This is a genomic window from Shinella sp. GW835-FHT14H05, assembly GCF_058793575.1.
This window is the reverse complement of sequence record NZ_JBXAFY010000014.1, coordinates 76,688-95,985: the sequence shown is the minus strand read 5'-3', so window position 1 is coordinate 95,985 and position 19,298 is coordinate 76,688. Positions and strand designations below refer to the sequence as shown.

The following is a 19,298-nucleotide window of genomic DNA, read 5'->3' as shown; positions in this document are numbered from 1 at the left end:
CCTACCACCAGCCGTGAAGCGCCCTACAGGCGGACAAGCCGCGATTTCTTGCCAGAGCGCTGTCAACTCGTCTTGTCGACTTCGCCTTTCACCAGATCGATCAAGCCCTGCGGGCTGAAATTGACCAGCAGCTTGCCGTTGACGAAGAACGTAGGCGTCTGTTCGACATTGTTCGCCTTGACGTCCGCTAGATCGGTCTGAAGCACCTGATCAACTTCCGGCTTCACGCTGTCGAGACGGGCGCCCATGAGTTCCAGACCCGCCTCACCGGCAATGTTCCAGGCCCGCTTCATGTCAGGCTCCCCGTGAGTAGCCCACTCGGGCTGCTTGTCCACAAGCGCCGCAAGGACCGGCTCGAACTTGTCCTGTTTGCGTGCCGCCTCGAGGATGCGCACGGCTTCGTCGGAGCCCTTGTGGAAGGTGGTATAGCGGATCACCACACGCACATCATCCGGATAGGTCGCCAGGATATTCTTCACAAGCGGAAAGAAGGCGCGGCAGGCCTCGCATGAGGGGTCGAAGAACTCCACGATCGTGACGGGTGCGTCTTCCTTACCCAGAATCGGCGAATGCGCGCGCACGAGCGTATCCGCCGACGCTGTGACAGAAGCCGCATGTTCTTTCTGCTGCGCAGTGTAGTAGTAGGCACCTCCTCCAAAAACACCGAGCGCGGCAAGCGCGGTGAGAGTGATGACGAGCGCTCGGTTCATCGGGCATGCTCCCTTCGGTCGATGAGGAGGAGGAATGAAATCGCGGCGAATGCCAGAAGTGACAGCACCGGCAGCGGGATCACCTCGAAAATGGTCATCTTCGCATCAGTACAGGAGGGCCCCTTCCCACAAGGAACGACTGCCTCCGGAATGAAGCCGTAATATAGCAGGACGTGGTATGTCGCGATCAACAGACCTGCTCCACTCAGCGGCAACGCATAGCGCCATACGCCACGGTCCATGCGAAAGGCGGAAACCGCCAGGACTAGCGCCAGCGGAAACATGAACGCGCGCTGATACCAACATAAGATGCACGGCGTCTGGCCCATGACTTCGCCGATGAAGAGAGCCCCGAGCGAAGCGATAAGCGCAACCATCCATGCGAGGAACAGCGTCAGCCACCCATCGTCTTCCGATCTCTTGTCCCGAACGCTCATACAATGTCCGATATCGCCATGATTCCCGAATTATGGACCCTCAAGCAGCTAGAGGGTCAAGCAGCGTGACTCCGATCAGAGCGCGCCACTCTCGTCATACAGCAGGGACTGTGGGCAAAATTGTCGTGGGATCGGATCTGCGAAAGCGAACTTCAATGCCACGAACGCTCCATCGTTGGATGAAGCGCCGCGCCCCCTGCCGTAGGCACATCACGGTCAGGATAGGTCAAGCGCGGCCGGGCGGCCCCGCCTTGTCGAGGAAAGCCTTGAAGACGGCAAGCGTCTCGTCGCTGACATGGTGCTCGATGCCTTCGGCGTCGATGCGCGCGGCCTCTTCTCCAACCCCGACGGCGCGCAGGAACCCTTCGACGATCCGATGTCGCTCTCGGCTCCTGGCCGCCAGTGCCTTCCCGGCTTCGGTCAGGAAGATGCCGCGATAGCGCTTCTGCTGGATGAAGCCGTCGCTGGCGAGACGCTTGAGCATCTTTGCGACGGTCGGCTGCGCAACGCCCAGCCTCTGTACGATATCGACCTGCCGCGCCTCTCCGCCATGGAGGATGAGGTCATCGATCAGTTCGACATAATCCTCGATGAGTTCGTTGCGCCGGTTGGAGCGCGTCTGGCGGAAGCTTTCGACATGGGTATCGGCGTCAACGAGCGAGTGTTTGTTTGCCGATTTCCTGCGACTTGCTGTCATCATGCCCTTCCCGAGGTTTTATCCAGTTTATTGCGAATTCATAGCCTGCACTATGATTTTTCTGCAATCATCATCTTTTCCGGAGGCGACCGAAGCATCAGCAGTTCCGAACATAGCTATTGCTATAACTAAGAGCATGTGCTGTTATTGCTATTAAGAACGATTATCAAAAGGACGGGACAATGCGAAACTGGCTGCCATTCAACCTCGGACGCCGAAAGCTGCTCGGCGCGGGCCTGGCAGCGGCCGGCGGCGCAGCCCTCGCCGCCCGTTCAGCGCTGAGCCAGGATGCCGCCGCCCAGCACCAGGGCCACCAGATGTCCGCGACGACTGACGGCAAAGCCGGCACAAGCGATGCCGCGCCGCCGCATATGCAGGCACATGGAGCGATGATCACCGTCGGTGACGTCGATAACGAGCGCAACGGCTTCGATCCGACGTCGATGCTGACCGACTGGGATCTCGGGACCGTCTCCACCCTCCCCGACGGCCGTCGGCTGCGTACGTTCGAAGTCGAGGTCGAGGACAAGGAGATCGAGATCGCGCCCGGCGTCATGTTCCCCGCCTGGACCTTCAACGGTCGCGTGCCCGGGCCGTCGCTCCGCGCGATGGAAGGAGAGCGGCTGCGCATCATTTTGCGCAACTACGGTTCTCATCCGCACTCCATGCATTTCCACGGCATTCATGCCGCGCGCATGGACGGGATTCCTGGCGCGGGCGTCATCAACCCAGGCGAGGAGTTCGTCTACGAGTTCGACGCCCGCCCCTTCGGCTGCCACCTCTACCACTGCCATGCCCTGCCGCTCGCGCGGCATATCCACAAGGGCATGTACGGTCTCTTCGTCATCGATCCCGATCCGGAACTGCGACCAGAATTCCGCGACGTGGCGCTCAGCCGGCTGCACGGCTCGCCCGAGAATGCGAGATGGCAGGAACTCGCCATGGTGATGAATGCCTTCGACACCAATTTCGACGGCGAGAACGAGTTCTATGCTTGCAACACCATCGCCCACTGCTACGCCAAGAAGCCGATCCGCATCGAGAAGAGCCGTCCGGTGCGCATCTACCTCGCGAACCTCACCGAGTTCGATCCAATCAACTCCTTCCACATCCACGGCAACTTCTTCGACTATTTCGACCAGGGCACCACCCTGACGCCGACTCTTAAAACCGTCGACCTCATCATGCAGTGCCAGGCGCAGCGCGGCATTCTGGAGTTCACCTTCGGCGAACATGCGGACCATGAACCGGGCCTCTACATGTTCCACGCGCACCAGTCGGAGTTCACGGAGCTCGGCTGGATGGGAATGTTCGAAGTCGTGGAGGAAGTGGCATGACCGACGAAACCGCTTCGAGCCAGGCCGCATCACCTAGCCGGCGCGCCGCTCTCCTCTGGACCGTCATCCCTTTCCTGGTTTTGGCGGCGGCCATTGCCTGGCTCTTCGGTACCAATCCGCTCCGAAGCTTCGAAAACGGCGCGCCGCCCGTCGAGAACCTCACCTATGAGCGCACAACGCTCGACGGCGGCGGGGTACGGCTTCTTGTACGCGCCGGCGGCTCGGAGCCGCTGAAGATCGCACAGGTCCAGGTCGATGCCGCCTATTGGCAATTCACGCTCGACCCGCCCGGCCCGCTTCCCCGCGGGCAGTCGGCCTGGATTTCCATTCCCTTCCCCTGGGTTCTCGGCGAGGCGCACCGTGTCACCGTCGTCACCAGCACCGGCGCAACGTTCGAGCACGAGATCCCGGTCGCGGTTCCCACGCCGGAGGTGACCTCGAACGGTCTCCGGTCGCAAGCCATCCTCGGCGCCTTCGTCGGCATTCTGCCCGTCGCCATCGGCCTGATGTTCTATCCGGCGCTACGCGGCGCGGGACTGAGCGCCATGCGGTTCCTGCTCGCGGTGACAGTCGGCCTCCTCGCGTTCCTCTTAGTGGACGCCGTAGCGGAGGCCTTCGAGCTTGCCGGCGCATCCGCACCCGTCTTCCAGGGTGGCGCAATGGTGGTCTTTGCCGCCGCCGCGTCCTTCCTGTTACTAATGGCCGTCTCGCGGCGGGGCGGACGGCCGAGCGGCGTGGCGCTCGCCACCTACATCGCAATCGGCATAGGCCTGCACAACATGGGCGAGGGCCTTGCCATCGGAGGCGCCTTCGCGGCCGGCTCCGCAGGTCTCGGCACCTTCCTCGTCATGGGCTTCACGCTGCACAACATCACCGAAGGCATCGGCATCGCCGCACCGCTCCTCAAGATCAGACCCACCTTCCGCCAGTTCGTACTGTTGACGCTGATCGCCGGCGGCCCGGCCGTGCTCGGCATGTGGATCGGCAGCCTCGCCTACGCCCCCCATTGGTCGGCACTTGCGCTCGCGATCGGTGCCGGCGCCATTCTCCAGGTCATCATCGAGGTGACGCTGTTCATGCTCCGCAACGACGAGGACCGTACGGACATCCTGTTCTCGAAGGAGGTCCTGGGCGGCTTCGCCCTCGGCATCGCAGTCATGTACGTGACCGCGATGCTGGTGAAGATCTGATTGGTCTATGCGCTCGCAGTGAGGAACAGGTCCCGGCGCGCTTTCTCGGCAACACTATCTGGCCGATAAACGCCCGGTGCAACGCTGGCTGTAGGCGCGGCGCAATCACGAATGTGACGCCGTGCCCACAATTGCAATATCCTATCCAGGGGGATAGGTTATCCATATGAGCGAGCACAGGCACAAGACCCATCCCGAGATCGTCAAGCGGCTGAAGCGGGCCGAGGGACATCTGAAGAGCATCATCGCGATGATCGAGGATGGACGCCCCTGCCTCGATCTCGCACAACAGCTTCATGCCGTCGAAAAGGCGGTCACCAATGCCAAGCGCGCGCTGATCCAGGACCATCTCGACCATTGCCTCGAGGATGCGGTCGGCCCCCTGCCCGCCGACCAGCGAAGCGCCATGGCCGAGTTCAAGGCGATCACCAAGTATCTCTGACCGATCGGAAACAGCATGCTCGGCGTCCTCCAGAACCGAACCTATCGCCACCTTTTTCTGGCGCAGGTCGTCGCGCTGGTCGGGACAGGTCTGGCGACGGTCGCCCTCGGCCTGCTCGCCTACGAGATCGCCGGACCTGACGCCGGCGCGGTGCTGGGTACGGCGCTCGCCATCAAGATGATCGCCTATGTCGGCATCGCACCGATCGCGGGCGCCTTCGCGGAAGTGCTTCCACGGCGGCCGCTGCTGGTCGCACTCGACCTCGTACGCGCCGCCGTCGCCCTCTGCCTGCCCTTCGTCACCGAGGTCTGGCAGGTCTACGTCCTGATCTTCGTCCTGCAATCGGCCTCGGCCGCCTTCACCCCGGCCTTCCAGGCGACGATCCCCGAGGTGCTGCCGGACGAAAAGGACTATACGCGAGCGCTATCGCTCTCCCGGCTCGCCTATGACCTCGAAAGCCTCATCAGCCCCGCCTTGGCTGCAGCGCTCCTGACGATCATCTCTTTCCATTCGCTGTTCGGCGGCACGGTCATCGGCTTTCTCGTATCCTCGGCGCTCGTCGTCTCCGTCGTGCTTCCCGCGCCTTCGAAGACCGAGCGTCGCAGTGTCTACGAACGGACCACGCGGGGCCTTCGTCTCTATCTGGCAACGCCGCGGCTGCGCGGCCTTCTCGCGATTTGCCTTTCGGTCTCGGCCGCCGGCTCGATGGTGATCGTCAACACGGTCGTGATCGTGCAGTCCACCTTCGGCCTGACCCAGGAAAGCACGGCCCTTGCGCTCGCCGCGTTCGGCGGCGGCTCGATGCTGGCGGCGCTCTTCCTTCCAAAACTCCTCGACACTATTCCCGACCGCCCGGTCATGCTGGCTGGAGCGGCGGTCCTGATTGCCGGGCTTCTGGCAGCCTCGGCCGTCGACAGCATCCGCACGCTCTTGCCGCTCTGGTGTCTCCTCGGCATCGGCTATTCGATCGCCCAGACGCCCTCCGGCCGGCTGTTGCGGCGATCCGCGCATGCGGAAGACCGACCGGCCCTGTTTGCGGCGCATTTCGCGCTCTCCCACGCCGCCTGGCTCATCACCTATCCGCTCGCCGGTTGGCTCGGCGCGACTATCGGCCTGTCCGCAGCCGCCCTTTGCCTCGCACTCCTCGCGACATCAGGCCTCGCCGCCGCGATGGTGCTATGGCCATCGGACGACAATGCCGAGATCGAACACGACCACGACGACCTGCCTGCCGATCACCCGCACCTTGCGGAAGGAGCGCGGCGTGGCGGACATCGCCACACCCATGCCGTCGTCATCGACCGGCTGCATCCAGAGTGGCCCTCAAGGCCGTAAGCTGTCGAACCGGTGGCTCCGCCGACACGCTTTCATGAAGATTGGCTCGTTGCAGTGTCTCTTTGGAAAGAAGCAACCGCGATCATGACGCCCGCACCAGCCACGATGGCCACATCGGCAAGGTTGAACGATGGCCAATGCCACTGTCCCGCATAGAAATCCAGATAGTCGGTTACGTGGCCGTCGGCATACCGGTCGACGAGATTGCCCATCGCTCCTCCCGCGACCATGCACAGTGCCAGCCGCTCAACCATCCGGCGCGAAAGAGCGGCCCACGACAGGAGCCCGGCAACGATGCATGCTTTCAGAACGGCAAAAAGCTGTGGCGCCGCCGATATCCATTCGGCGAACATTCCGAAGCTGACGCCGGGATTGTAGACGAGCACGAGATTGAAGAACGGTGTGACGGGAATGATCCGCGGCGGGTTCATCACCGCCGTGACCATGAAGTGCTTGAGAGCGATGTCCACGAGGAAGATTGCGGCGCCGAACGCAAACAAGGCGGCGAGCTCGCCTTTTCTTTCAACTACCAACCGCATGATCTACGTGCGTACGACAATGCGTGCCTTGGAAGGCACGCGGGTGTAGAGGTCGATGACATCCTGATTGACCAACCGCACGCAGCCGGAGGACACGGATTTTCCGATAGAGTTCCACTCACGTGTTCCGTGCAGACGGTAAAGCGTGTCCTCGCCATTCTGGAAGATGTAGAGCGCGCGGGCGCCGAGCGCATTGTTCGGCCCTGGCTCCTGTCCACCGTTCTCGACAGAGAATTTCGCAAGCTCGGGTTGGCGCGCGATCATTTCCGCCGGCGGCTTCCAGCGCGGCCACTTCTGGCGCCACTGGATGACCCCCTCGCCTTCCCAGGCAAATCCCGCGCGGCCAAGACCGACCCCGTAGCGCATCGCCGTGCCGCCGGGCTCCACGACATAGAGAAACTTTGAACCGGTATCGACCACCACAGTGCCGGCTGGCTCGCCCGTCGTGTTGAGAACACGCTGGCGGTAGAACTTTGAATCGATTTCCCGGAAGGGAACGGCCGGCAGCTGATGACCGCCATCCTCGATCGCGGCGTAGCGAGCCGCCAGTTCCTCCTCGCTCGGCACGCCCATCGGACGGCGTGCGACGCTGGGCACTGCGGAGGGGGATGTCGTGGAGCAGGCCGCCAGCGCCATGGAAAGTGCCCCGAGAAGGAAGCTGCGGCGCGCGACTGTCTTTGTGTCTTCAAGCATGTTCGTCCCTTTTCTCGACGCCGACTATTTACCGGTTTCAGCAGCAGCTGCCGACGGTGTCGACGTCTTCATTTCGCTGCGAATGTGAAAAGCGCTGTAGGCAATGACAGAGACTACGAAGCCCAGCAGAACAAAAAGCATGACGCGGTTCTTCCGCCGGATCATGCGCGCACGCTGTCGAACGTCACTTGGATCAGTCATCCGACGCCCCGCTGAAAGCAGACGTGCCCGAATAGGGATCGGCAAGCGCAGCCTCCGGCCGACTGACCGGATATTTTTTGATCGAGATATCCTCCGCCAGCTTCGAGGCCCCCTGTTTCTTCAAAAGAGCCCGGAAGCTTGGATGCATGCCGCCGTCCACATAAGCGAGCGCCGCGGCCGACTTTTCGGCGGCAAGCGCCGCGTCCACCTTGCCACGCTCCGTCGCCACCATTGACAGGAGGTCGGCCGAAGCCCCGCTGGACGATACCGGACAGGCGGCGAGCGGATTGCGCGGATCGCCCCCCTCGAACTCCCTGTTGAACACATAGCGCCGTTCGCAGGCCGCGACCTTCGGCTGGCGCTTCGAAAAAGCGAATTGGTCGTAGCCCTCCTTGAGGGTGAGCCAGAACGGCATGTTCGAATCCCCTCGATGCTTGGCGAGGTTCTCCGCGGTCATGCGAAACGGATAGGCTTGGACCTGAAAGCTGTCCTGACCGCTTTGCAGCGCCTTCTGAGCGATGGCATAGATCTCACCGACGCCCTGATCGGTCATGGCGTAGCAACCCGACGACGAGCAGGCGCCATGGACCATCAGCGCCTCACCGGTGTAGCCGAGCGCAGCTTCAAGACGGTTGGGATAACCGAGATTGAACGAGACATAGTACTGCGACTGCGGATTCAGCATCCCGGCCGAGACATGATAGAAGCCTTCCGGCGCCTGGCGATCGCCTTCTTTCGTCTTGGGGCCGAGTTTGCCGGACCAGCGGCACATCGGATAGGTCTTGAAGAGCTTGTAACGGCCTGATGCATCCGCCTTCCACACCTCCAGCTCACTCTCCTGCTTGAATATCCGCACAAGGACAGGATCTTCAGGCCGCATACCCTTCTTCGCCATCGCGGCCACGACGGCGGCGGAAAGCTTCGGCGGCTCGCTGGAGAGTTCGGCGAGCTCCATGGCAACGCATCCCGATAGCATGATCGCGATGAGAGAGACGGCGAGGAATTTTGGCAGCAGAGAATGGAGCGACCGCATGAGATGCCGGGACACGAGAATAATGAGAACAAGGGAACGGGATTGCACGAAAGAAACGATAGAGTTGCGCTATTCCCCGCCCTCGGCACCATGCTCGTGTCCGTCATCCGATCCCTCAGGCATCGCAACATCGGGCACGAGCTTCTCTATCCGCGCGGCCGCCTTGAGGTCAGCGACGATCTTGCTCACCGCCTGGGCTTCCATGCCACGGCGCAACTCCGTCGACACAACCTCGAATGCCGGTGGTTCACGCTTGCGCCGCTCTTCAAGTTTTACGACATGAAAGCCGAAGGGCGTCTCCACGGGCTTTGCGGCAATCTCACCGGTCTTCATCGTTACGATCGCCTCTCCCAGCTCCGGCGGGAGTTGTTCCATGGTCAGAAAGCCAAGATCACCGCCGCTCTTCTTCGACGTTTCATCCAGCGAAACGCTCCCGGCCACCTCTTCAAAGGACTTGCCCGCGGCTATATCCCTCATCGCCGCCTCAGCGCCAGCCCTGTCCTTCAGCAGGATGTGCCGGACGCGAACCTCTTCGACCGACGGCATGGCGGCGACCCGTTCGTTATAGACCTTGCGCAGTGCGTCCTCGGTTACAGCGGCGGCGGCAGCCTTGGCGAGATAGGCCTGCCGAAGCGCCTGTTGCCTCAGGAACACCATCTGCCGCTTGAACGTCTCGTCGTTCTCCAGCCCGTCCTTGATCGCGGCGTCAGAGACCACCTTGAGGTCGATCAGCGCATCGACGACCGCGGACTTGCGTGCCTCGGGTGTTGCCTTGGGATTAGGATCGCCGAGGAACGAGGTTGCGAACGATACGTCGGATTCCAGAATCTCGGAATCTCCGACGCGAGCTGCTACCTGATCCGCCCGTTCCTCGGCGAAGGCTGGAACAGCGACCAGAAAGAGCGCGGAAAGAAAGACGTTCCTGATTTTCAGCAGCATCACTTCTTTGCTCCCGCGACAATCGGTTCGATGACGGCGCGCAATTGCTCGATCGGCATTACGCCGGTGTATTTTTCGCCGTTGATAAAGAAGGTCGGCGTCGAATCGACGCCAAGTTCCTGACCTCTGGCCGCGACCGCATTGACTTTGTCGAGCAGCGCCTGGTCGCTAAGGCAAGCCTCAAGATCGGCTTCCTTGAGACCGGTCATCGACAGGACCGAGAGGAACCCTTCCTTGCCGTCCTGAGCACGCGCCCAGCGCGGCTGGTTACGGAAGAGGAGGTCGACCGTCGGATACCATCTGTCGTCACCCGTGCAGCGGGCGAGCATGAAGGCGGCGGTCGCGCGCGGATCAAACGGGAACTCGCGGAGAATGAAGCGGACCTTACCCGTATCGATGAACTCTGCCTTGAAGGCTGGCCAGATACTCAAGTGAAAGTTGGCGCAATGCCCGCATGTCATCGACGCATATTCGATAACGGTAACCGGTGCGTCGTCGCGCCCCAGAATCCGCTCGGGCAACGGCCCCGGCTGCAAGAGGTCCGTCGCCGAGCCTGTGGCGGCCGTCTGCGCAACAACGCGGTTTGCGGCCAGCAAGGTGAAAGCTGCCGCGGTCGATCCCAGAAATTGTCGCCTGAACATCTCGTCTCCAAATCAAAGGAGCCGGATCATAAAACCTCTAGGTACTTGAGGTGCAAGAGGCGTAAACGCGCGCCACGATTTTTACGACGGATTCAAACGAAGGGTCGGATTCAAGCCCGCCGGGGCCTATGCCGATCCATCAGTATGCCAGAATTGACGTCGTCAGCATCACGTTTGCCAGACCCGCGTGATCAAATGCGCCAACGCGATCACGAACGCCGCGATGCTGGGGAGCGCAGTCAGGGCCATTCCAAACGCACGGCCACCGGCCCCTTTTGAGTACCCGACTAAGAAGCAAACGCGGCCGACACCGAACAGGACCACAGAAGCCGCGATAAACGGCATCATCGCCGCGCCTTCCAGCATCACGAGCGCGGATAACGTCACGGACGCGATGACGAATTGTTCGAGCGTGTTCTGAAGAAAAGCGGCTGCAACGGCAATTCTAGAGCTCGGGCGAGAGTATGCCGATCCGCCGATATCTTCCGCAGAATGACGTCGGCCTCGTGCCACCATGGCGACGCCTATGATGACCCAAACGACGAGAAGCAAGTTCGCGGCGGCTATGAATAATAGCCGCGATTCCAGATTTTCGTCGGGGAAAACCTTGGCGCCGCGTAGAAGGTATTGCGTGCCACCGAGGGCCAGCATGCACACCATGGCAGCCGCACCGCTTCTCAAGAGGATTTTGCGCTGCTCTTTCCGAAGTTCAGCTTTGGACGCCGGGACGATTACCATATCAACACTCCGCACCGTATGAGCCTGAACGTAAAGCTCTTACTGTCAGGACCGCTCGATCGCGGGTGCCAGAGCTTTAAGTTCCGCTCGGCATGGTTTGGATGACCAGCAATTCGGCGGCTGCTGCGATTGTCGCCGTGCTCGTGCGCAGTTTGGTCGAGACGAAAAAAGCTCTGCAGACGAAACCTCCTCGACCCCGAACTTCAGTGAACGGAACCGACCAGCGGAGCGTCGCCGTCTCGAATGGACACCCAGCGCCCCGTATGGTCGAGCGCCTGTCGCTTCAGGTAAGTGTAGCCAGTTTCGTCCCAGTTCAAGACGGCATCCGTCAGATTATCAAGAATGACGTCTCCGATGTCGGTTCTCACCGTCAGAACGGCGTGCCCCTCACCGTTCGGTCGACGCAATACCGTAATGAGCACCGTTGACGACGGGATACCATCCTCGATCAAAACACGACGTTTTGCGAGCACATAGTCCTCGCAATCGCCTGCATCGACTGGATAGGTCCAGTATTCTTCCACTCCGTATAGATCAAAATCACTTATGGGCTTGATTGCCTTGTTCACTGAAACATTCAATTGTTGCAACTGCGCAAGGAACTCGCTCGACATTGGCAATGGCGCCGTTTTCCTGGAACGTAACGTGCATTCTGACGCGTTTCGCTTGCAGAACTCAAAATGACCGATTGGTTGAGACGTGAAATTTCCCGTGACCATCGCGGACGGATGAGCCCATGCGCCGTTGCCGACAAAAGACCAGAGAGCCGATAGGCTCGCACCTGCGATCAACCGTCCGAAATTCATCACCACTCCGATTCATTCCTGATCAACGTGTCCAGATTATTAATGATTCCCGTCTCGCGCGTCCATGCGCCTGACACTCGGAGAGCCGAAGACACCGCTCAACGTGGTTCGAGCGTTCCAAACCATGCAACCAGCGCAACGGCCAATAGCCCAAGCGCGATCTCGAGTCTGGTTGCTCTCGCGAGCGCCGACAATGCGTCGGGCCTGTCCCGAAGACGCGGCACCAGGAAGTAACGATTGCACACCGCAAGTCCGACCATGGCCATTGTCACGAACACCTTCAAAGCCCAAAGCAGCTGATAGCGAATGCTCCAGTCAAGCGGTATTCCTTCGAAGATCCAAAGAGTAGCAATCAACCCGGTCACGAGCAGAAGCGAAACCCAAAAATGGCCCTCGCCTGAATAACGGATAAGAATCATCTTCGCGTCAAGCTTTTCCACGTCCGGCAGAAGCCGCAAGACATACGGCAGCGCACCCAACCAAGCTCCCGCAGCGATCTGGTGAAGCACGTCATTCGCCTGCCGCACATACCCGAATACGCCTTCGGATGCTGCGGCATGTCCGGTCATCGATTGGGCAATGAACACGATCACTATCGACAGCACGGTGGCCCTTGTCCATTGCATGACAAATGCAAACGCAGCCACCGTGATCGCCGCCGCCTGGAGAGCCCACGACCTTCCGGGCGTGGTGAAAACTATGACATCCCGAAGAAGGCCCGGTTCAAAAATATCGCCCCACCCGTCAGAAACCCGGGCCGCCTGTGCCGGCAGGAGAATAATGACCGCGACAACCAGGCACAGAATCATCCAGCCCTCGAAACGCATCCTCTCTGCATGAGGCTGGAGGCGCCAGCGAAACAATGACGCCCCCCAGATCATAAGGGCTGCTCCGAATATTGCGCCCCGGCACAGGATGAGGACAATTACCGGGTCCGCCATTCACGGCACCTCATTTGACGAGAAAGCTGAAATTGCCGTTTATCTTATGACCATCCTTGGAAAGAGCATCCCATTTGACATCATACCTGCCTGAAGGCAGCGGCTCCGGAAGGGGCGCAAGAAGCGTATGACCATCCTGCGAATTGATAGGCTTGCCCACTCGCACCGCCGCACCATCAGGCCCGATGAGTTCGATATTGCTGAAGCGCAGGTTGACGGTTTCGGAGAACGTGAGCTCAAGTGACCTTGGTGCTTCCACGGTTGTATCGGCACTTGGCGACGAATTCTTGAGCACGGAGTGCGCCGTTGCCGGGGCGGCTGTCAGAACTGTCATTGCAAACGACGTTAAGAATAAGGCTTTGAATTTGTTCATGTCGCTGCACGGTCCTGAATATCGGGTCGCCGTCATCAACGATGACAGCGGGTTGATAGGATGATTGGGGCGGCGGAGCGCCACGCCGCACGGCTACACGCTCTTCTCGCCTCAATCAGCGATGATTGCCTATCCTGCGCACAAAGTCGCCGAGCCGGACGACGTGTACCGTTGCGCACAGATGCATAACGGTCATGGCATGACAAGAAGCCGGCTCGTGTGTGGCGTTGCTTCAAGAACTCACGTCGTCGGCACCTGCGCCAGCAGTTCCTCGAACACCTTCTTTGCCTTGCCTATATGTTTCACCGTCCTGGCCTGTTCCAAGTTGACCGGCTGCCCCACCGCGATGAGCGCCACCATCCCCATTCCATAGTGCGGAAGGCATTTTACACCATAGATGCCTTCCTGCTCGACGGTTACCGTGATCTGCTCGTTGATTTTGCCTTTGAACGCGTTCGCTCCATCCGGGATCAATCCCTTGATGGTCTCGGCATTGTGGCCCTTGTCGACGGGCACAAAGGTCACTGTATCGCCAGGCGCGGCCAAAATGAAATCGGGCTCGAAGACCATCGCGCCCTTCTTGCCTTTGTTGAGCATCATCACCTGATGGTCTTTCGTTGCCGCTCTGACAGGCAGCGCCGTCAACGCTATGGTGCCAATCGCTGCGCCCAGCAATACGTCTCGTCGTTTAAGCATGTGGTTTCTCCTTCACAATCTTGCACGATTGCAGGATATCGCCTGCCTGTTCGGAACACTTTGGTCAATCGTAACCGGCAAAGCGAGATGTCGCGCGGCGAACTGCCGCTCCCCAGCCGCCCATCATCGCCTCCATCGCCGGCGGTGTTCAATCCGCGGTTGGACCGTCTGTGAACGATCGCCCTCAGTGCCCGACTATCTGGCTGAGAAACGCGCGCGCGCGCGGGTTTCGCGGCGACTTGAAAAACTCCGCCGGCCGGTTTTCTTCGATCACTTTTCCGCCATCCATGAAAACGATGCGGTCGGCAACCGCCTGCGCAAAACCCATCTCATGCGTGACGCACAGCATGGTCATACCGTCGTTGGCGAGTTCGATCATTGTGTCGAGCACCTCCTTGATCATCTCCGGGTCCAGCGCCGATGTCGGTTCGTCGAACAGCATAATGCGAGGTTTCATGCACAGCGCCCGCGCGATCGCCACACGCTGCTGCTGACCGCCCGAGAGCTGCCCGGGATACTTATCGGCCTGCTCCGGAATGCGGACCTTTCGGAGGAACTCCATCGCAATCTCCTGCGCGTGTTGGCGCGGCATTTTGCGAACCCAGATTGGCGCGAGGGTGCAGTTTTCCAGTATGGTCAAGTGCGGGAAGAGATTGAAGTGCTGAAAAACCATTCCAACTTCCGATCGGACTTTCTCGATCCCCTTCAGGTCACCGGTCAATTCGATCCCGTCAACGATGATCCTGCCGCGCTGATGCTCCTCGAGCCGATTGATCGTGCGGATCAGCGTCGACTTGCCAGAGCCGGAGGGTCCACAGATAACAATCTTCTCGCCTTGCGCGACAGAGAGGTTGACGCTCTTCAAGACCTCGAAATCGCCATAGGACTTCCCAAGATTCTCGATACTTATCGCGAGTGTTGCAATGGGAGTGGCAGCCATCAAAGCATCTCCTTACCGCGGCGTTCCAGGAAGTCGGCAAAACGAGCAAAGGAAAAGGCGAGAATGAAGTAGATCAGACCGATGAACAGGAAGGTCTCTGTCGATGGTGCTGGCCAGTCCGGATCGGACAGTGCCGCCTTGCCGGAACTGATGAGATCGAAGAGGCCCACCACCAGAACCAGGCTGGTGTTCTTCACCATCACGATGATGGTGTTGGTCAGCGCCGGGATGACGATGCGGATCGCCTGCGGCAAGATGATCAGTCGCTGGGTGTTCCAATATCCGAGGCCCAGCGCTTCTGCCGCTTCCGCCTGGCCCGCAGAGATCGACTGGAGCCCACCCCGTATCACCTCCGCGAGGTAAGCCGCCGCAAAAACCGTGAGCGCAAGAAGCGCACGGACGAATTTGTCCGGGAGGAGCCAATCCGGAAGAAAGAGCGGCAGCAGGATCGAGGCGACGAAAAGAAGGCTCAGAAGCGGAAGACCGCGGATCGTCTCGATGACCAGGATACTCAATGTTCGCACAACAGGCATATGCGACCTGCGGCCGAGAGCCAGAAGCACTGCCGCCGGGAATCCGAGGCCGATGGCGAAGACGGTGAGGATAAGCGTCACCGGCAGGCCGCCCCAGGCGCTTGTGGGCACGTAGGGCAGACCGAAACCGCCGCTCATGAGCCACAGCACGACGATCATCATGCCCGGCCAGGCCAGGGCGAGCCAAGGCCGCCATGACGACGGCCTTGCGGAAACCACCAGTGTCGCGAGGATTAATCCGCACACCAGTGCGGCGCGCCACCGTTCCGAGGGCGGATAGATGCCGAAGAGGATCTGCCCATACTTGGCGAGGAGAAAACTCCAGCAGGCGCCTGTCGCCGCCTGGCAGGTCTGGGGCTCGGCGGGAAGCACGGCTGCTTCGAAGATCGCCCAATCCGCAAGCGGCCACCCGATACGGACCAAAAGCGCGACCAGCGCTATCGTCAAGACAGCATTGAGCGGCGTGCCGAAAAACGGCGCCAACCGTCTCGTGAGAGGGCGACTGGTAAGCGCCGGTACGTTGTAGGCGATTTCGACCATTTTCAACGCTCCACGATGGCGATGCGCCGGTTGTACGCGTTGAGCAGCGCGGACAGGGCGAGGTTGACGAGGAGAAAGACGCCGAGGATCATCGCGACGCCTTCGATCGCGTGGCTGGTCTTGTTGATCATAGTGCTCATGACCGTCATGAAATCCTGGTAGCCGACCACGATCGCGAGGGTCGAATTCTTGATGACGTTGATGTACTGGCTATTCATCGGAGGGACGATGCTGCGCAGGGCAAGCGGCAAGACGACCAGCCGGTAGGTCTGCGCCCGAGTTAAACCCAACGCAGTGGCGGCTTCCCACTGTCCCCTGCGTACCGCGACGATCCCCCCGCGAACGATTTCCCCGACGAAACCCGCGGTATAGAATGTAAGGCCGATCAGGATGGAGGTCAGTTCGGGCGTCAGCGACCAGCCGCCGACAAAGTTTGCACGGCGGAATTCCGGCAACTCGATCGATAACGCATTGCGATAGAGCATGAGAAGCAGGGCCACGCCCGATGCCACGGCAATCCATGCCCATAAGACATAAGGCGGGCGCCGGCCCGTACGAGACTGCCGCCTGTGGGCGGCGCGGGATGCCGTGAACACGCCCAGGAGGCCGGCGCCAACGAATGCCAGCGGCATTACCCCCGATGCCGACCAGTGAAGCGCCGGCATGGAAAGTCCCCGCACCGAAAGATGCGTGCCGGGGCCCAGCTTCCACGCTTGCGAAGCGAGAGGCAAAACCTCCCACCAAAGCGCGTAGGTGAAAATGAGTAGGACGACGAGCGGCGTGTTGCGGGCGATCTCAACCCAACCACGGCAAAGGCCGCTCATCAGGGGGTTGTTGCTCAGGCGCCCGATGCCGATGAAGAGGCCAATGACGCTGGCGATGACGATCACGAGGACTGAAATGAACAGGCTGTTGGCGAGGCCGACGACCGCCGCCCACCAGTTCGGATCGGAGGACGAATAGGGAAGGATCGTCTCCGCGATCTGAAAATTCGCCGGTTTCCAGAGAAAGCCAAAACCGACGGGTATGCCCCGAAGCTGAAGGTTTTGCGCCGTGGCGGAGACCAAGGCGATCCCGAAGGTCGCAACGCCAGCCAACAACATCAGCTGAACGGCAGCCGCACGAAAGCGGGCATCCTGCAGCATGATCTGAATCTCCTCTGCATGCATTGCCCGGCCGCTGCGACCGGGCAATGGTCCGGTTCGGTTACTTGAACGCAATCGGGAATAGGATGCCGCCATCGCGCGGGAGGGCGTTGAGACGGCGCTCGGCCTTGAGCGCGCTCTGTGCCCCAAGATTGCGGTCAAAGACTTCGCCGTAGTTTCCGACCTGCTTGATGACATTGTAGATCCAAGCGTCGTCCAAACCGAGCGGCTCGCCGATGCCGGGTTCGGCCCCCAGCGCCTTGCGCGTTTCTGCATCGCCGCTCGTCGTTTTGATTTCATCGACATTCTGCGAGGTGATGCCGCGATCTTCGGCCCAGACCATGGCGTTGAACGCATAGCGCACGATGTCCAACCAGCGGTCGTCACCACGGGGGATGGCTAGAGCGAGCGGCTCGGTGGTCGCGCCGCTATAGAAGATGGCATGCTCCTCCGGATTGCCAGCGACAGACGCACGCTGGCCGGCAATGGCGAAGCCGTCGCTCATATAGCCGTCGCAACGTCCGCCGAAATAGGCATCCCGCGCCAGGATGGTCGAATCGAAATAGACGCGTTGGACCTTGACGGCATTGTCCTGCTCGATCGTGTCGAGCGCGTTCTCGACCAGGCTGCCACCGCCCTGCAGGCAGATCGTCAACCCATCGAGGTCAGCCGCTTTCTGGACGTTCAACGCCTTGCTCAACATGATGGCGTCGCCGTCGACGAGGTTGATCGCGACGAAGCGGACCGCGGTGTCGCGTGTGTAGGTCCATGTCGTCGTCCGGGACAGGACATCGATCTCGCCCGTCTGAAGCGCAGGCAGGCGCTGGGCCGCGTTCAGTGGAACGAACCGTGCCTTTTTGCTGTCCGCGAACACCGCGGCGGCAACGGCTCGGCAACTGTCGACGTCGAAACCGGTCCACTCTCCCTTTTCGTCGGGGCGTGACAGGCCGGGCACCCCCTGGCTGGCGCCGCAGCTCACATATCCCCGTTCCCGGACCTTGTCGACGATGGATTGGGCGTGAACCGGCTCGCCGGAAAGTATAGCAGCAGCGATGGCGCTGGTCAGCAGAATTGCGTACTTCATCGTTCTCTTCCTCTTGTTGTGATTGTTCCCTCTTCATCAATCCAGTGCTCGTGCACCACATCCGCGACCAAGGCATTCAGGGCCGCCTCGATATCCGCCTGCAGGTCCTCGACCGGCTCTAGACCGACCGAGAAACGGACGATCCTGTTGCTGCCCGGAACAGGCAATGCCTGGTTCGCGGATACATCCAGTTGAGGCGTGACGATGCTTTGCGTGCTTCCCCAGCTTGCACCGATACGGAAGACCTTGAGCGAGTCCACGAAAGCGGAGACATTGGCTTGGAACGGTGGTGCCAGCCTCACCGAGAAAAGGCCGCTGGCACCCTGGAAATCACGCCGCCAGATCGAATGGCCCGGGTGGTTCGGCAGGGCAGGATGCAGCACATCGCCGATCTCTGAACGGCACTGGAGCCAGCGCGCGAGCGTCAAGGCGGATATCCCCTCCCGCTCCAACCGCAGCGGCATCGTCTGAAGCCCGCGCAGCGCGAGGCTGGCGTCATCGGCCGAGATGCCGAGACCCATGGTCCTGCCGGTGTCTTTCAGCCGCCGGTACAATCCTTCATCGCGTGTGACCAGGGCACCGAGCAGAAGATCCGCATGCCCACCCACATGTTTTGACAAGGCTTCCATGACAAGATCCGCACCGAGATCAAGCGGGTTGCAGTTTAGCGCAGACGCCCATGTGTTGTCGGCGAGCACGCAGGCTCCGGCCGCACGGGCGGCGCCTGCGATCGCCGGTATGTCCTGTATCTCGATAGTGTTGGAACCGGGCGATTCCACCACGATCACCCGCGTGCGCTCGTCGATCAGGCGAGCGACGCCTGCTCCGGCGGCTGGCTCGTAGAGAACCGTTTCGACACCGAACCGTGAAAGCGTGTCATGGCAGAAGCTGCGTGTCGAACCATATGCGGCGGATGTGACGAGAACGCGGTCGCCTGCTTTCAAAAGGGAGGTCAATGCGAGCGCGGTCGCCGATTGGCCCGACGGCAGGCAAAGGCAGTGGTCCGCGTCGTACAACTCGGCGAGCCGTGCCTCAAGCGTACGGGTCGTCGGCGTGCCGTACAGGCCATAGGTATAACCGTCATAGAACCGGTCGTAGCGGCGCTCGAACGCGTCGGAAGACGGAAAGACGATGGTGGAGGCACGCGTGACCGGCGTGGAAAGGCTCCTGAACCCTTCATCGCTTATCGGTCCGGCATGCAGCAGTTTGGTTTCTCGGTTCACGGCTAAACTCCCTGAACGAGATATAGCGTATCGTCACTATGTGCGATAATGTCTCAGCCATAGGCACTTTATGCGCGGATGTTAT

At 60.6% G+C, this 19,298-nt stretch carries 22 protein-coding genes; 4 read left to right on the top strand and 18 right to left on the bottom strand.

What is annotated here, in order from left to right; translation table 11 throughout:
• Positions 1-62: 62 nt before the first annotated feature.
• The 3 genes from AC1Q6Z_RS28600 to mntR form a co-directional block, all read right to left on the bottom strand.
• Positions 63-710, bottom strand: a complete 648-nt coding sequence (locus AC1Q6Z_RS28600; protein WP_306041515.1) for a DsbA family protein — start codon at positions 708-710, stop codon at positions 63-65.
• A complete protein-coding gene (locus AC1Q6Z_RS28595; RefSeq protein ID WP_064334819.1) occupies positions 707-1,147 on the bottom strand; it encodes a disulfide bond formation protein B in 441 nt (146 codons plus the stop codon). Before AC1Q6Z_RS28595 ends, AC1Q6Z_RS28600 begins: the two co-directional genes overlap by 4 nt.
• 226 nt (positions 1,148-1,373) lie before the next feature.
• The gene (mntR, locus tag AC1Q6Z_RS28590; protein ID WP_306041560.1) at positions 1,374-1,844 is read right to left on the bottom strand and encodes a manganese-binding transcriptional regulator MntR; all 471 of its coding nucleotides are present in this window, start codon (positions 1,842-1,844) and stop codon (positions 1,374-1,376) included.
• Positions 1,845-2,026: 182 nt separating this feature from the next.
• Here mntR and AC1Q6Z_RS28585 point away from each other — a divergent pair, with 182 nt between their 5' ends.
• The 4 genes from AC1Q6Z_RS28585 (at position 2,027) to AC1Q6Z_RS28570 (ending at position 6,148) form a co-directional block, all read left to right on the top strand.
• Positions 2,027-3,181 (top strand): multicopper oxidase domain-containing protein, encoded by a 1,155-nt coding sequence (locus AC1Q6Z_RS28585; RefSeq protein ID WP_306041516.1) that lies wholly within the window; start codon positions 2,027-2,029, stop codon positions 3,179-3,181.
• Positions 3,178-4,371 carry a ZIP family metal transporter gene (locus AC1Q6Z_RS28580; RefSeq protein WP_306041517.1) on the top strand — a complete coding sequence of 398 codons (1,194 nt, stop codon included), beginning with the start codon at positions 3,178-3,180 and terminating at the stop codon, positions 4,369-4,371. Before AC1Q6Z_RS28585 ends, AC1Q6Z_RS28580 begins: the two co-directional genes overlap by 4 nt.
• 166 nt (positions 4,372-4,537) lie before the next feature.
• Positions 4,538-4,813: a metal-sensing transcriptional repressor gene (locus AC1Q6Z_RS28575; RefSeq protein WP_306041518.1), complete on the top strand. Its 276-nt coding sequence runs from the start codon at positions 4,538-4,540 to the stop codon at positions 4,811-4,813.
• 15 nt (positions 4,814-4,828) lie between these two features.
• Positions 4,829-6,148 (top strand): MFS transporter, encoded by a 1,320-nt coding sequence (locus tag AC1Q6Z_RS28570; RefSeq protein ID WP_306041519.1) that lies wholly within the window; start codon positions 4,829-4,831, stop codon positions 6,146-6,148.
• A 32-nt stretch (positions 6,149-6,180) separates the two neighbouring features.
• Here the strand turns inward: AC1Q6Z_RS28570 and lspA are convergent, their stop codons facing one another.
• The 15 genes from lspA to metC all read right to left on the bottom strand — a co-directional run bounded on the left by lspA (position 6,181) and on the right by metC (position 19,213).
• Positions 6,181-6,687 carry a signal peptidase II gene (gene lspA, locus AC1Q6Z_RS28565; RefSeq protein WP_370360505.1) on the bottom strand — a complete coding sequence of 169 codons (507 nt, stop codon included), beginning with the start codon at positions 6,685-6,687 and terminating at the stop codon, positions 6,181-6,183.
• A gap of 3 nt (positions 6,688-6,690) precedes the next feature.
• Positions 6,691-7,380 carry a L,D-transpeptidase gene (locus AC1Q6Z_RS28560; RefSeq protein ID WP_306041521.1) on the bottom strand — a complete coding sequence of 230 codons (690 nt, stop codon included), beginning with the start codon at positions 7,378-7,380 and terminating at the stop codon, positions 6,691-6,693.
• Between the two features lie 193 nt (positions 7,381-7,573).
• Complete coding sequence (locus tag AC1Q6Z_RS28555) at positions 7,574-8,614, bottom strand: L,D-transpeptidase family protein (protein ID WP_306041522.1); 1,041 nt, start codon at positions 8,612-8,614, stop codon at positions 7,574-7,576.
• Between the two features lie 69 nt (positions 8,615-8,683).
• Positions 8,684-9,553, bottom strand: a complete 870-nt coding sequence (locus tag AC1Q6Z_RS28550; RefSeq protein WP_064334810.1) for a peptidylprolyl isomerase — start codon at positions 9,551-9,553, stop codon at positions 8,684-8,686.
• Entirely contained in the window at positions 9,553-10,194 is a 642-nt protein-coding gene (locus AC1Q6Z_RS28545) for a DsbA family protein (RefSeq protein WP_306041523.1), read from the bottom strand. Before AC1Q6Z_RS28545 ends, AC1Q6Z_RS28550 begins: the two co-directional genes overlap by 1 nt.
• Positions 10,195-10,362: 168 nt before the next feature.
• Positions 10,363-10,932, bottom strand: coding sequence for an MAPEG family protein (locus AC1Q6Z_RS28540; protein ID WP_306041524.1), 570 nt, complete (start codon positions 10,930-10,932; stop codon positions 10,363-10,365).
• A 203-nt stretch (positions 10,933-11,135) separates the two neighbouring features.
• Positions 11,136-11,738 carry a transglutaminase-like cysteine peptidase gene (locus AC1Q6Z_RS28535; RefSeq protein ID WP_306041525.1) on the bottom strand — a complete coding sequence of 201 codons (603 nt, stop codon included), beginning with the start codon at positions 11,736-11,738 and terminating at the stop codon, positions 11,136-11,138.
• A gap of 98 nt (positions 11,739-11,836) precedes the next feature.
• Positions 11,837-12,679 carry a copper homeostasis membrane protein CopD gene (gene copD / locus AC1Q6Z_RS28530; RefSeq protein WP_370360509.1) on the bottom strand — a complete coding sequence of 281 codons (843 nt, stop codon included), beginning with the start codon at positions 12,677-12,679 and terminating at the stop codon, positions 11,837-11,839.
• A gap of 10 nt (positions 12,680-12,689) precedes the next feature.
• Positions 12,690-13,052: a copper homeostasis periplasmic binding protein CopC gene (gene copC, locus AC1Q6Z_RS28525; protein WP_168169022.1), complete on the bottom strand. Its 363-nt coding sequence runs from the start codon at positions 13,050-13,052 to the stop codon at positions 12,690-12,692.
• A 240-nt stretch (positions 13,053-13,292) separates the two neighbouring features.
• On the bottom strand, positions 13,293-13,748 hold the full coding sequence (locus AC1Q6Z_RS28520) for a pseudoazurin (protein ID WP_064334805.1): 456 nt from the start codon (positions 13,746-13,748) through the stop codon (positions 13,293-13,295).
• 184 nt (positions 13,749-13,932) lie between these two features.
• Positions 13,933-14,688: an amino acid ABC transporter ATP-binding protein gene (locus AC1Q6Z_RS28515; RefSeq protein ID WP_306041528.1), complete on the bottom strand. Its 756-nt coding sequence runs from the start codon at positions 14,686-14,688 to the stop codon at positions 13,933-13,935.
• Positions 14,688-15,761 (bottom strand): amino acid ABC transporter permease, encoded by a 1,074-nt coding sequence (locus tag AC1Q6Z_RS28510; RefSeq protein ID WP_306041530.1) that lies wholly within the window; start codon positions 15,759-15,761, stop codon positions 14,688-14,690. The genes AC1Q6Z_RS28515 and AC1Q6Z_RS28510 overlap by 1 nt, the downstream gene beginning before the upstream one ends.
• A gap of 2 nt (positions 15,762-15,763) precedes the next feature.
• Positions 15,764-16,906, bottom strand: a complete 1,143-nt coding sequence (locus AC1Q6Z_RS28505) for an amino acid ABC transporter permease (RefSeq protein WP_064334840.1) — start codon at positions 16,904-16,906, stop codon at positions 15,764-15,766.
• 61 nt (positions 16,907-16,967) lie between these two features.
• Positions 16,968-17,885, bottom strand: coding sequence for a transporter substrate-binding domain-containing protein (locus AC1Q6Z_RS28500; RefSeq protein WP_492649965.1), 918 nt, complete (start codon positions 17,883-17,885; stop codon positions 16,968-16,970).
• A 101-nt stretch (positions 17,886-17,986) separates the two neighbouring features.
• Positions 17,987-19,213 (bottom strand): cystathionine beta-lyase, encoded by a 1,227-nt coding sequence (metC, locus tag AC1Q6Z_RS28495; RefSeq protein ID WP_306041533.1) that lies wholly within the window; start codon positions 19,211-19,213, stop codon positions 17,987-17,989.
• Positions 19,214-19,298 lie beyond the last annotated feature (85 nt).

Bases quoted from the DNA above. Each gene is read 5' to 3' on its own strand.
- AC1Q6Z_RS28505 (WP_064334840.1), bottom strand. From the start codon at position 16,906: ATGCTGCAGGATGCCCGCTTTCGTGCGGCTGCCGTTCAGCTGATGTTG.
- AC1Q6Z_RS28520 (WP_064334805.1), bottom strand. From the start codon at position 13,748: ATGCTTAAACGACGAGACGTATTGCTGGGCGCAGCGATTGGCACCATA.
- AC1Q6Z_RS28540 (WP_306041524.1), bottom strand. From the start codon at position 10,932: ATGGTAATCGTCCCGGCGTCCAAAGCTGAACTTCGGAAAGAGCAGCGC.
- AC1Q6Z_RS28510 (WP_306041530.1), bottom strand. From the start codon at position 15,761: ATGGTCGAAATCGCCTACAACGTACCGGCGCTTACCAGTCGCCCTCTC.
- AC1Q6Z_RS28580 (WP_306041517.1), top strand. From the start codon at position 3,178: ATGACCGACGAAACCGCTTCGAGCCAGGCCGCATCACCTAGCCGGCGC.
- lspA (WP_370360505.1), bottom strand. From the start codon at position 6,687: ATGCGGTTGGTAGTTGAAAGAAAAGGCGAGCTCGCCGCCTTGTTTGCG.
- AC1Q6Z_RS28570 (WP_306041519.1), top strand. From the start codon at position 4,829: ATGCTCGGCGTCCTCCAGAACCGAACCTATCGCCACCTTTTTCTGGCG.
- AC1Q6Z_RS28535 (WP_306041525.1), bottom strand. From the start codon at position 11,738: ATGAATTTCGGACGGTTGATCGCAGGTGCGAGCCTATCGGCTCTCTGG.
- AC1Q6Z_RS28545 (WP_306041523.1), bottom strand. From the start codon at position 10,194: ATGTTCAGGCGACAATTTCTGGGATCGACCGCGGCAGCTTTCACCTTG.
- AC1Q6Z_RS28595 (WP_064334819.1), bottom strand. From the start codon at position 1,147: ATGAGCGTTCGGGACAAGAGATCGGAAGACGATGGGTGGCTGACGCTG.
- copD (WP_370360509.1), bottom strand. From the start codon at position 12,679: ATGGCGGACCCGGTAATTGTCCTCATCCTGTGCCGGGGCGCAATATTC.
- AC1Q6Z_RS28515 (WP_306041528.1), bottom strand. From the start codon at position 14,688: ATGGCTGCCACTCCCATTGCAACACTCGCGATAAGTATCGAGAATCTT.
- AC1Q6Z_RS28555 (WP_306041522.1), bottom strand. From the start codon at position 8,614: ATGCGGTCGCTCCATTCTCTGCTGCCAAAATTCCTCGCCGTCTCTCTC.
- AC1Q6Z_RS28600 (WP_306041515.1), bottom strand. From the start codon at position 710: ATGAACCGAGCGCTCGTCATCACTCTCACCGCGCTTGCCGCGCTCGGT.
- copC (WP_168169022.1), bottom strand. From the start codon at position 13,052: ATGAACAAATTCAAAGCCTTATTCTTAACGTCGTTTGCAATGACAGTT.
- AC1Q6Z_RS28550 (WP_064334810.1), bottom strand. From the start codon at position 9,553: ATGCTGCTGAAAATCAGGAACGTCTTTCTTTCCGCGCTCTTTCTGGTC.
- AC1Q6Z_RS28585 (WP_306041516.1), top strand. From the start codon at position 2,027: ATGCGAAACTGGCTGCCATTCAACCTCGGACGCCGAAAGCTGCTCGGC.
- AC1Q6Z_RS28575 (WP_306041518.1), top strand. From the start codon at position 4,538: ATGAGCGAGCACAGGCACAAGACCCATCCCGAGATCGTCAAGCGGCTG.
- AC1Q6Z_RS28560 (WP_306041521.1), bottom strand. From the start codon at position 7,380: ATGCTTGAAGACACAAAGACAGTCGCGCGCCGCAGCTTCCTTCTCGGG.
- mntR (WP_306041560.1), bottom strand. From the start codon at position 1,844: ATGACAGCAAGTCGCAGGAAATCGGCAAACAAACACTCGCTCGTTGAC.